We start from the raw sequence: 10,170 nt of genomic DNA, 5'->3' as shown, positions 1-10,170 counted from the left end.
CCCGTCAACAACGCCTTGGGAAACACCCGCACCGGGTCTTTGGTCTCTTCGGCCATGTTCACCGAGTCTTCGAAACCGACCATCGCGAAGAACGCCAACGACGTAGCGGCGGTGACGGCCATGAACGCGTTCTTGTCGCTTGCGGTGTCGAATGCGACGACGCGCGAGAAGTCGACGTCCGCGCCGCCCCCGGTGAAAGCCCACAGCCCCACCAAGATCACCAGCAGCAGGCCAGTGATCTCGATGATGGTGAGCCCGACGTTGAGCTTGACGCTCTCCCCCACCCCGCGCAGGTTCACCGCGGCCAGCATCGCCATGAACAGCAGCGCGACCGCGGCGAGGACGAACTTGCCCCAGTTCAAATCGAACGCGGTAGAGAGATTGGCGGCGAAGAACCGCGACGCTGTTGAGGCCGACGTGATGCCCGAACACATCACGATGAACGCGACCAAGAACGTGATGAACTGCACGCCAAAAGCCTTGTGCGCGTACAGCGCAGCGCCGGCCGCCTGCGGATACTTGGTCACCAACTCCAGGTAGCTGAACGCGGTGACCGTCGCGATGAGGAACGCGACGAGGAACGGAACCCACGCCGCCCCACCGACTTCGGCGGCCACGTCACCGGTCAACGCGTAGACGCCGGTCCCGAGGATGTCACCGACAATGAACAAGAGCAGCAGGCCTGGGCCCATGACTCGCCGCAGCTGTGGTTGCTCCTCGACCGTCTCAGCCTGAGTCATTGCCCTCCTTCAGGTCACACCTGCGCGACCCGCTCGTCGATGGGTGCCAACACGTCTATCACGTCGATCAACGTCGCGCGAGCCGTCGCACGCGGGCTGTCACCGTCGCCCACCAGTGCCGCCACCACAGCTCCGTCGACGGCGTTCACCAACGCCGTCAGAAGTTCGGCGCGCACCGACCGCCCAGACCGCTCGACCACTTCGACTACGGCGTCGGTGCGCTGCTGCAAGATTCGTTGCTGGATCTCGCGAAGTCCGGGCTGACGCGCGCACGCGATGTAGCGCTCGTAGCGCGAGATCAACTGGTCGCTCATCCGCTGTCCCGGAGTATCGCCGACCAACAGATCGACCAAGATCTCCGCCGTCGACTCGGCACCGCGGCGTCGGCGCGACAACGCGGCCACCCGCGCGCGCAACTGCTCCGCCTCGCGCAGCCCGACATGTTCGACGGCCTTTGCGATCAAGTCGTCCAGCGACGAGAAGTAGTACGTCGTCGACGCCAGCGGCAGACCCGCGCGGCGCGCGACGGCACGGTGTCGCACCGCGTCGAAGCCCCCCTCGCAGAGGAGATCAGCGGCAGCGCTAACCAGCGCATACCGCCGACGTTCTCCCTTTGGAGTGGCCGCTGTCGTCACCTCTTGCATGCTGCCAGTTGGGGGGTGGCGGCATTGCCTTTTCAGCCAATCATCAGGCTTTACTCAGGGAAGTCAGCGCTGCTGCTGACTGCCGCCCACTGTCGGGCTTCCTCGTTGCGTTCCGCGCCACTGGCGAGTGCCTGTTCGACCGCGCCGCGCCCCAGTAGCAGACGCCGCGGCGGCTCGGGCGCGTTGACGACATCGATGATGACTTCGGCGGCACGCGCAGGGTCGCCCGGCTGAGTTCCGTTGGTGGAGCGACGCATTTCGTGCATCCGGCCGACGGTCTCGCTGTAGTCGGGCCCCGGCTCGTGCATCGTCATCGACGATCCCTGCCAGTCGGTGCGGAAGGCGCCGGGTTCAACGATGATCACTCTCACACCGAACGGCCGCACCTCATTGGCGAGCACTTCGGAGAAACCCTCGACGGCGAACTTCGCAGTCTGGTAGGCGCCCATACCCGGGGTTCCACCGACCCTACCGCCGACCGATGAGAACTGAACGAAGACACCGGATCGTTGCTTTCGCAACACGGGTAGCGCTGCGCGCGTTACGTTGACGATGCCGAACAGGTTGGCCTCGATCTGGGCGCGGAAGTCGTCTCGTTCCATTTCCTCGATGGCCGCGCTGTTGGCATAGCCGGCGTTGTTCACTACCACGTCGATCCGGCCGAATTCAGCGACCGCGAATTCGATTGCGGCGGTCGCGGCGTCGGCGTCAGTCACATCGAGGCCAAAAACGCGCGCCCGCTCAGCGTGGCCGTCGACGAGGGTGCGCAACTGCTCGGGATGTCGGGCGGTGGCGACCACCCGGTCGCCGTGCGCGAGGACCGCGCGGACCAACTCGGCGCCGAATCCGCGGGCGCTGCCGGTGATGAGCCAAACCTTCGATGCGGGGGACATTTCTTTCATGAAGTCTACAATCGTAGACTTAGCGGCTTCTATTCCCCTACCGTCGGAGCATGACGTCACGCCACCGTCCACGAAACGCTGCGGCAACGCGTGAGGCGATCCTGCGGTCGGCTATCGAGGCCTTCGCCCGCACCGGGTACGACGGCGTCGGTGTCCGCGAGATCGCGCATTCCGCCGGGGTCACCGCGATGATGGTCAATCGCTATTTCGGGTCGAAGGAGCGGCTCTTCGCCGAGGCCGTCGATACCGCGTTCACCGCCCCAGTGGTGGTTGCCGCCGATTCGGACTCGCTGGCGCACGACGCCGCCACTGCGCTCGTCGAGCGCACAAACCGGGACGCCGAGCCGCTCGAGCCCTTCCTGATCATGCTGCGGTCGGTGTCGAATCCACGCGCCGTCGAAATCGTGCGCGACGCGATCGAACGCCATGTCGGAAGCCGGTTGGCCCGGCAGCTTCCCGAAGCGGGGCGCGAGATCCGCACCGAAGCCATGCTGGCGGTGATCGCAGGAATTCTGTTGATGCGACGCGTGGTCGTCACCCGCGCCCTCAACGAGACGCACCCCGACCAGCTGGTCAACGTGCTGGAGGCGGTGTTCACCGCGATCGTCGCAACCCCTTTGGCATGATGGCCCGCATGCCAGAACTGAACCGTCGCACAATTCTGGGTCTTGGCTTAGGCGCGGTCGGCGCCTACGCGTTGGGTGCCACCGCACCCGCCTCCGCGGCCCCAACGTTCGCCAGCGGATTCTTCATGTCGGCCGCGCGCGGCGGCGTGCTCACCCAATGGGCCATCGCCCGCCCGCCCGGGCAGACCGGACCGCTGCGGCCCATCATCGCGCTGCACGGCAAGGGTCAAAGTGCCGCAGGCGTGATGGCCGGCGGTGTCGAGCACGGGTTGGCCCAAGCCGTCGCAGCGGGCCTGCCGCCGGTCGCGGTGGTCGCGGTCGACGGCGGAGGAAGCTACTGGCACAAACGGGCGTCCGGTGAGGATGCCGGGGCGATGGTGCTCGACGAGCTCATCCCGATGCTGGGCACTCAAGAGATCGACACGTCGCGCGTCGCATTCATGGGGTGGTCGATGGGCGGCTATGGCGCGCTGCTGCTCGGCTCCCGACTTGGTCCCGCCCGCACCGCGGCCATCTGCGCTGTCAGCCCGGCGCTGTGGACATCGGCCGGCGCAGCGGCCCCGTACGCCTTCGATGGCCCCGCGGACTACGAAGCCCATAGCGTGTGGGCCCGCCCTGAGCTGAATTCGATTCCGCTGCGGATCGATTGCGGCGACGGCGATCCGTTCGCCGAAGCGACAAGACAGTTCATCGCGCAGCTACCCAACCCGCCGGCAGGCGGATTCTCCCCAGGCGGACACGACGGCGCCTACTGGAGCTCGCAGCTGCCAGGCGAGCTGGCCTGGATCTCGCCGCTTCTCACTGCGTGAGCGATATCCGGTCCTCTGCGGCGGCCAGCCCGATGTCGTTGCGAAAATGGCTGCCCGGCAAGCGAATCGACTTCACAAGCGTGTAGGCCGCTTCGCGGGCGGCGGTCAGGTCGGAGCCGGTGCCGACCACCGACAGCACCCGGCCGCCTGACGACACGATCGCGCCGTCGTCGCGGCGCGCGGTGCCCGCATGCAGCACGCCGTCGGCTTCGGCGCCGACGATCACGTCGCCCACCCGCGGGCGTCCGGGATAGTTCTCGGCGGCCACCACCACCGTCACGGCGGCACCGTCGCGCCATTGCAATGCGGGCGCTTCGGCCAATTGGCCGGTGGCAGCGGCACGCAGCAGCTGGCCAAGCGGACTGTCGAGAAGCGCGAGCACTGCCTGAGTCTCGGGATCGCCGAAGCGGCAGTTGAATTCGACCACCGCCGGCCCTCGCGAGGTGATCGCCAGGCCGGCATAAAGCAGCCCGGAGAATGAGCTGCCACGTCGAACCAATTCGGCGGCAACGGGTTTCACAATATTGTCGACGATCTGGGTGACGACGCCGTCGGGCAGCCACGGCAGCGGTGCGTAGGCTCCCATGCCGCCGGTGTTGGGGCCGCTGTCGTTATCGCCGACCCGCTTGAAATCCTGTGCGGGCAGCAACGGCACCACGGTTTCGCCGTCGACCACACAGAACAGTGACACTTCGGGCCCGTCGAGAAACGATTCGAGCAGCACCGGGTGGCCGGCGTCGAGCAGGCTGGCGGCGTGGGCCCTCGCGGCGTCGCGGTCGGCGGTCACCACCACACCCTTGCCCGCGGCCAGGCCGTCGTCCTTGACCACCCATGCGGAATCACCGCTTGGCGGGCCGAACCGGTCGAGGGCGGCGTCGAGGTGCGCAGGGTTGTCGACGATCTCGCTGGTCGCGGTGAGCACACCGGCGGCGGCCATCACGTCCTTGGCGAACGCCTTGCTGCCCTCGATCCGCGCGGCGTCCTTCGTCGGCCCGAAGCAGGCGATGCCTGCATTCCGCACGGCGTCGGCGACGCCGAGCACCAGTGGCACTTCGGGCCCGATGACCACCAGATCGGCGCCGATGCGCTGGGCCAGTTGGACGACCGCGTCCCCGGAGGAGATGTCGACGTCGTATTGGTCGGCGATGATCGCGGTCCCCGCGTTGCCGGGCGCGACAGCCAATTCCTCGACCTCGGGGTCCTGCCGCAACGCAAGCAGCAGCGCATGTTCTCGGGCTCCGGATCCGATCACCAGGACGCGCACAACTGCCAAGACTACGGCCATACACTTGACATCACAGTGTATGGTCGAACTATGACGCAGAGCACATGCCCATTTGGCGCCGGGTACGACTTCACCGACCCGGACGTCCTGCAGCAGGGCATCCCGGTCGCCGAATTCGCCCAACTGCGCAAGACCGCGCCGGTGTGGTGGAACGAGCAGCGGGAATCGATCTTCGGCGACGGCGGTTACTGGGTGATCAGCCGCCACGCGGACATCAAGGAGATCTCGCGCAACGGTGACCTCTGGTCGACAAACCGCAAGGGCGTAGTGATGCGGATGCCCGAGGGCACCGACGCGGACCAACTCGAGCTGACCAAGGCGCTGCTGATCAACCACGACGCGCCGGAACACACCCGGCTGCGCAAGATCGTGTCGCGGCTGTTCACGCCGCGAGCCGTCTCCACACTCGAAGACAAGCTCGCCGTCGCTGCCCGCGAGATCGTTGCCGCCGCAAAGGAGAAGGACAGCGGCGACTTCGTCGACGACATCGCGATGAAGCTTCCGTTGCTGGCGATCGCCGACCTCATCGGCGTACCCGAGGCAGATCGGGAGAAGTTGTTCCACTGGACCAACGCGATCATGAACACCGACGATCCGGACTTCGAGGCGGATTACGTCGCCGCCAATGCCGAGCTGATGGGTTACGCCTACACCATGGCCGAGGACAGGCGCCGCTGCCCGGCCGACGACATCGTCACACGCCTGGTGCAGGCCGACATCGACGGTGAATCAATGCAGGACGTCGAGTTTGCGTTCTTCGTGATTCTGCTCGCCGTTGCAGGCAACGAAACCACCCGCAACGCGATGACGCACGGCATGAACGCGTTCTTCGAAAACCCCGACCAGTGGGAGTTGTTCAAGCGAGACCGGCCGGAGACGACGGCCGACGAGATCGTCCGCTGGGCCACGCCCGTGCACTGCTTCCAGCGAACGGCGTTGGCGGACACCGAACTCGGCGGCGTCACCATCCGCGAGGGACAGCGCGCCGGCCTGTTCTACAGTTCGGCCAACTACGACGACGCGGTGTTCGACCGGCCTTTCGAGTTCAATATCTTGCGCGACCCCAACCCGCATCTCGGGTTCGGCGGCAACGGCGCCCACTTCTGCATCGGCGCCAACCTGGCGCGCATGGAGATCAAGCTGATCTTCAACGAGATCGCCGACCAGCTGCCCGACATCGCCAAACTCTCCGAGCCGCAACGCCTTCGGTCGGGCTGGCTGAACGGAGTCAAGCGGTTGGCCGTCTCCTACCGAGGCTGAACTGGCTGGCTGACGTACCATTCGCTCGTGCGTACCCACGGCTGGTCTGGAGCGGCGCCTGCCACCGACGACGAGGCGATCGCCCGCATCCTTGCCGCCGCGAACAAGGCGATCGACCAGCGCGGTGCCGACATCAGCATCGCCGACGTGGCCCGCACCCTTGGCGTCACGCGCCAAACCGTCTACCGGTATTTCCCCAGCACCGACGCTCTACTGGTGGCCGCCGCCGTGCACGCGGCGACCGACTTCCTCGACCGGATGGCCGAGCACCTGGTCGGCATCACCGATCCCGCCGAAGCGGTCACGGAGGGCATCGCCACGGCGCTGGAATGGTTGCCGAAAGACAAGCACATCGGTCTGCTGATCGTTCCCGGCAAGCCCACCGCGCACACGGAATCGGTCACCTCCGATGTCGCGGTGAAGTTCGCGAACTCCATGCTGCGGCGATTCGACGTCGACTGGGCCGGGCTCGGCTTCACCGATGCCGACCTCGACGAACTGGCCGAGCATCTGCTTCGCATCATCCAGTCGTTCGTCATCGACCCCGGCCGCCCGCCCCGACGCGGGGACGAGCTGCGCGACTACCTGAGGCGCTGGGTGGGGTCGGCCGTACTTCCGTCGCCGGAGGCGACGATCAAACGATAGTCAGCGGCAGGGACTTCCTCGGCTCGAACACGAACGTCGACCCGCCGCTGACCTTGGCCACCGACACCTCCGGGAATTCCTTTGCCGCGGTGTTGGTTTCGAACACCCGCGCAGTCCATTCGGTCTCGTTGCCGCCGACTTCCACGTTCAGGTGCGGGTCCACCGCGGCGACGATCGCCTGCAGCGGGCGCATCTCGGCGGGTGTCACCAGCGAGATCCATGCCCCGTCCTCATGCGCAGGCGACCGGCTGACGTGCACCACGTCGGGCCCGAACTCGGTGGTGACGTAAGCGCTCGGATTGAACACCGGGTGCAACTCGAGCACCTTCATCGCGCCTTCGACCCCGCTGGGTAGTTCCAGCGCGCGGTGAATACGTTCGGCGGCCACACCGGCGAGCCCGATCAGCTGTTTGGTGCAGATCTCGTTGGCCAATTCGACGTTGGTGCCTGCGCGCTTACCCACCGCGAGCACGAACGACAGGTTGAGCAGATGCATCTGCAGGCACACTTCATCGGCCATGCGCACCAGCGCCGAGTGTGAGTACGCGGCGAAGTCGAAGTCCGAGACCAGTTCGCCGGAGTAGTCCGACTGGCCCTCGTCGGAGGTGTCGATGGGCTCGAGTTCTGTTCTCGCCGCGCGTGTTCGGCGCACAACGTCCATGGCGGGGTGGTCCTCCACCGGCGGATACGACTGGTCGATGATGACCGTCCACGCGCAGTGCGGATGACGGTCGGCCGGTATCCGGGGTGGCCGGTGAATCGGGCGGATCTGCGCCCTGCGGTTGGTGGCCACCGCGGTGGCGTCGAACGTCGGGTCTTCGATGTCGTGGCACATGCCGCGCACATAGTCCTCGCCCATCGGCTCCACGTCGAGCAGCGCCCCGCAGTGGTCGAGGTGGAATTCGCCGTGCCAGCGATCGTGCACGGTGTAGCGGAAGTCCATGAACTGCGGCGGTGCCCCGATGTCGAGCTGTAGGCCCTTGAAGATCGTGACGACGTCCTCGCCCTCATAGCGCAGGGCCTTCTGCATCCGCCGGGTGTAGATCGGGCTGGCCCCCATCCACTCTTCGATCGCGATCTGCAGCATCTCCTCGCGACCGAAATTGCTGATGCACCACGCCATTCCGGACCGATCGATCAACTGGCCGATCAGCAGCAGCTCGGGGAGCAGGACGGCCAGCTCCTTGCGCGACAGGCTGGCGTACCTACTTGTCATCGAGACTGCTTCCCGAGTGCATCTTCAGCGCGGCATTGACGTTCGCTCGCTTTTCTTCGGCCGTGTCCCGCCCTTCGCCCTTCTTGCGCTGTTTCGCAACCTTTGTCACAACCCCGTCGAGCTTCGAGCCCAACGGGAAGCCCAGGTAATGGGTGAGGAAGATCGCCATCTCCTTGAGCTCGTCCTCGGTTAGTTCGCCGTTCGCGATCGCTGCATTGACCTGAACCTCAGCGAGGTCCTGTATCCCGAGCGCCGTCACGACGGTCAGCGTCATGATCCGCTTGTCGCGCATCGACAGGCCAGGCCGCGTCCAGATGGTGCCGAAGAGGTGGTCTGCGGTCAGCGCAAAGTAGTCGCCGGGCATGTCAGGCATTTCCCAGCCGTAGACCTCGTTCATCTTCTCGAGGCCCTTGCGACGCAGTTCGTCCACGGTTTTACTCCTTCGTGCGCGGCACGCCGAGACCGGCTGCCAAGTTCTTCAGTGCCATTTCGGCCATCGGCAGATCGACACCGACGGCTTCGCCAAGGGCCAGTGCCAGGCTCAGATCCTTCTCGCCGAGGTCGCGGGCGTGGGCCAACGGTCCGTAAAGGAAGTTGTCCGGCTCCAGCGCCGCCATGTTCTCCCGCACAATGACGGCGCCCGGCCCGCCGCTCTGCGCGTCCGTGTGCCGCACCACCCGACCCAGTTGTTGCAGGTTGATTCCGGCCTGCTCGGCAAGCGTCATCGCCTCGCAGGCGGCTGCATACGAGATGAACGTCAACATGTTGCGCGCCAGCTTCATTCGCGTACCCGCGCCAGGATTGCCGGCATGCACCACCATCGACGCGAACTGTTTGAACGCGGGCTTGACGCGCTCGTACACCTCACGCTCGGCGCCGACCATCACGGCCAGCTCGCCCTTCTCCGCCGCCCCACCACCGCCGCTGACGGGCGCGTCGACGATGTGGATGCCCTGCGGTGCAAGCTGTTCGGCGAGCTCGACGGCGGTGTCCGGACTGATGGTCGAGTGGATCGCGATGACGGTGCCCGGTTTCGCGTTGGCGGCCAGCTCGCCGACCACCTCGCGCACCTGCTCGTCGTTGAGCACCGTGACGCTGATGATGTCGGCGGTCGCGACGTCGGCGATGCTGTCGGCGAGCGTCGCGCCTGCTTCGGCCAGCGGTGTCATCGCCTCGGCGCGCACGTCGAAAACTGTTACCCCGCCCGGCCACTCGACCAGGCGCTTGGCCATCGGTGCGCCCATGTTGCCGAGGCCGATGTAGCCGAGCTTGACCTGCTCACTCATGATCGAATTATCTGTCCGCCGTCGACGTTGAAGATCTGGCCCGTGATCCACTTGGCCTGATCCGACAGCAGGAACAGGCACATGCCGACCAGATCCTCAGGTTCGCCCATGCGCGACAGCGGAATTCCCTTCACGATGTCGGCGACCATCTCCTGTGGCGTGGTGGTGCGGTTGGCTTCGGTGTCGATGGGCCCCGGTGCGATCGCGTTGATCCGGATGTTCATCCCGCCGAGCTCACGTGACAGCTGCTGGGTAAGGCCGTTGATTCCGACCTTGGCCAGGCCGTAGAAGTTCGCGTACATCCATGCGGCCGTCGAGGATTGGTTGACGATCGCGCCGCCACCGCGCTTGGCCATCTTGCGGTACACGGCTCGCGTACACACAAGCGCGCCATCGAGATTCACACTCATGAACTTCTTGTAATAGTCCCAGTCGACGGTCAGCAGCAGATCCAGCTTCATGCCGCCGAAGATCGCCGCGTTGTTGACCAGGTAGTCGATCGCGCCGAACTCGGCCAGCGTCTGGGCGGCCATCTCCTTGGCGGACTCCGGATCGGACACGTCCACCCGTACCGCCAGCGCGTTACCGCCCTCACCCTTAATGCCGTCGGCGACCTTCTGCGCGCCTTCAGTATTGATATCGGCGACCACCACGGCAGCGCCCTCGCGGGCCAGCGCCTCGGCGTAGGCCTGGCCGATGCCGCCACCGGATCCGGTGACGATCGCGACCTTCTCGTCGAACTGACCCATTTACTACT

At 65.9% G+C, this 10,170-nt stretch carries 12 protein-coding genes; 4 read left to right on the top strand and 8 right to left on the bottom strand.

Features of this window, described 5'->3' with window-relative positions:
• The 3 genes from VFH65_RS01835 to VFH65_RS01825 form a co-directional block, all read right to left on the bottom strand.
• Positions 1-740: APC family permease (locus VFH65_RS01835; protein ID WP_353319419.1), on the bottom strand; the 740-nt coding region annotated here is incomplete at its 3' end.
• 14 nt (positions 741-754) lie between these two features.
• Positions 755-1,384 carry a TetR/AcrR family transcriptional regulator gene (locus tag VFH65_RS01830; protein WP_353319418.1) on the bottom strand — a complete coding sequence of 210 codons (630 nt, stop codon included), beginning with the start codon at positions 1,382-1,384 and terminating at the stop codon, positions 755-757.
• Positions 1,385-1,434: 50 nt separating this feature from the next.
• Positions 1,435-2,277, bottom strand: a complete 843-nt coding sequence (locus VFH65_RS01825) for an oxidoreductase (RefSeq protein WP_353319423.1) — start codon at positions 2,275-2,277, stop codon at positions 1,435-1,437.
• A 59-nt stretch (positions 2,278-2,336) separates the two neighbouring features.
• Here VFH65_RS01825 and VFH65_RS01820 point away from each other — a divergent pair, with 59 nt between their 5' ends.
• Both VFH65_RS01820 and VFH65_RS01815 read left to right on the top strand, forming a co-directional pair.
• Positions 2,337-2,912, top strand: a complete 576-nt coding sequence (locus VFH65_RS01820; protein ID WP_353319417.1) for a TetR/AcrR family transcriptional regulator — start codon at positions 2,337-2,339, stop codon at positions 2,910-2,912.
• A complete protein-coding gene (locus VFH65_RS01815) occupies positions 2,912-3,721 on the top strand; it encodes an alpha/beta hydrolase (protein ID WP_414688336.1) in 810 nt (269 codons plus the stop codon). Before VFH65_RS01820 ends, VFH65_RS01815 begins: the two co-directional genes overlap by 1 nt.
• Here the strand turns inward: VFH65_RS01815 and purD are convergent.
• Positions 3,711-4,985 (bottom strand): phosphoribosylamine--glycine ligase, encoded by a 1,275-nt coding sequence (purD, locus tag VFH65_RS01810; protein ID WP_353319422.1) that lies wholly within the window; start codon positions 4,983-4,985, stop codon positions 3,711-3,713. The genes VFH65_RS01815 and purD overlap by 11 nt on opposite strands.
• Before the next feature lie 51 nt (positions 4,986-5,036).
• Here purD and VFH65_RS01805 point away from each other — a divergent pair, with 51 nt between their 5' ends.
• Together VFH65_RS01805 and VFH65_RS01800 are read left to right on the top strand one after the other, a co-directional pair.
• A complete protein-coding gene (locus VFH65_RS01805; RefSeq protein WP_353319415.1) occupies positions 5,037-6,266 on the top strand; it encodes a cytochrome P450 in 1,230 nt (409 codons plus the stop codon).
• Between the two features lie 27 nt (positions 6,267-6,293).
• Positions 6,294-6,911, top strand: coding sequence for a TetR/AcrR family transcriptional regulator (locus tag VFH65_RS01800; RefSeq protein ID WP_353319414.1), 618 nt, complete (start codon positions 6,294-6,296; stop codon positions 6,909-6,911).
• Here the strand turns inward: VFH65_RS01800 and VFH65_RS01795 are convergent.
• Genes VFH65_RS01795 through VFH65_RS01780 form a run of 4 tightly spaced genes read right to left on the bottom strand, consistent with a single transcriptional unit; the run spans position 6,901 to position 10,162 of the window.
• Positions 6,901-8,127, bottom strand: coding sequence for a hypothetical protein (locus tag VFH65_RS01795; RefSeq protein WP_353319413.1), 1,227 nt, complete (start codon positions 8,125-8,127; stop codon positions 6,901-6,903). The two genes, VFH65_RS01800 and VFH65_RS01795, sit on opposite strands and share 11 nt — an antisense overlap.
• On the bottom strand, positions 8,117-8,557 hold the full coding sequence (locus VFH65_RS01790) for a carboxymuconolactone decarboxylase family protein (RefSeq protein ID WP_353319412.1): 441 nt from the start codon (positions 8,555-8,557) through the stop codon (positions 8,117-8,119). Before VFH65_RS01790 ends, VFH65_RS01795 begins: the two co-directional genes overlap by 11 nt.
• 4 nt (positions 8,558-8,561) lie before the next feature.
• On the bottom strand, positions 8,562-9,413 hold the full coding sequence (locus tag VFH65_RS01785) for an NAD(P)-dependent oxidoreductase (RefSeq protein ID WP_353319411.1): 852 nt from the start codon (positions 9,411-9,413) through the stop codon (positions 8,562-8,564).
• Positions 9,410-10,162 carry an SDR family oxidoreductase gene (locus tag VFH65_RS01780; RefSeq protein ID WP_353319410.1) on the bottom strand — a complete coding sequence of 251 codons (753 nt, stop codon included), beginning with the start codon at positions 10,160-10,162 and terminating at the stop codon, positions 9,410-9,412. The genes VFH65_RS01785 and VFH65_RS01780 overlap by 4 nt, the downstream gene beginning before the upstream one ends.
• Positions 10,163-10,170: the final 8 nt, after the last annotated feature.

The sequence above is a fragment of the Mycobacterium sp. genome (genome assembly GCF_035697385.1).
Classification (GTDB): domain Bacteria; phylum Actinomycetota; class Actinomycetes; order Mycobacteriales; family Mycobacteriaceae; genus Mycobacterium.
Note: the sequence above shows the minus strand (reverse complement) of the source record. Positions and strands in the feature narration are given on the sequence as shown.

Bases quoted from the DNA above. Each gene is read 5' to 3' on its own strand.
- VFH65_RS01830 (WP_353319418.1), bottom strand. From the start codon at position 1,384: ATGCAAGAGGTGACGACAGCGGCCACTCCAAAGGGAGAACGTCGGCGG.
- VFH65_RS01825 (WP_353319423.1), bottom strand. From the start codon at position 2,277: ATGTCCCCCGCATCGAAGGTTTGGCTCATCACCGGCAGCGCCCGCGGA.
- VFH65_RS01820 (WP_353319417.1), top strand. From the start codon at position 2,337: ATGACGTCACGCCACCGTCCACGAAACGCTGCGGCAACGCGTGAGGCG.
- VFH65_RS01815 (WP_414688336.1), top strand. From the start codon at position 2,912: ATGGCCCGCATGCCAGAACTGAACCGTCGCACAATTCTGGGTCTTGGC.
- VFH65_RS01805 (WP_353319415.1), top strand. From the start codon at position 5,037: ATGACGCAGAGCACATGCCCATTTGGCGCCGGGTACGACTTCACCGAC.
- VFH65_RS01795 (WP_353319413.1), bottom strand. From the start codon at position 8,127: ATGACAAGTAGGTACGCCAGCCTGTCGCGCAAGGAGCTGGCCGTCCTG.
- VFH65_RS01785 (WP_353319411.1), bottom strand. From the start codon at position 9,413: ATGAGTGAGCAGGTCAAGCTCGGCTACATCGGCCTCGGCAACATGGGC.
- VFH65_RS01780 (WP_353319410.1), bottom strand. From the start codon at position 10,162: ATGGGTCAGTTCGACGAGAAGGTCGCGATCGTCACCGGATCCGGTGGC.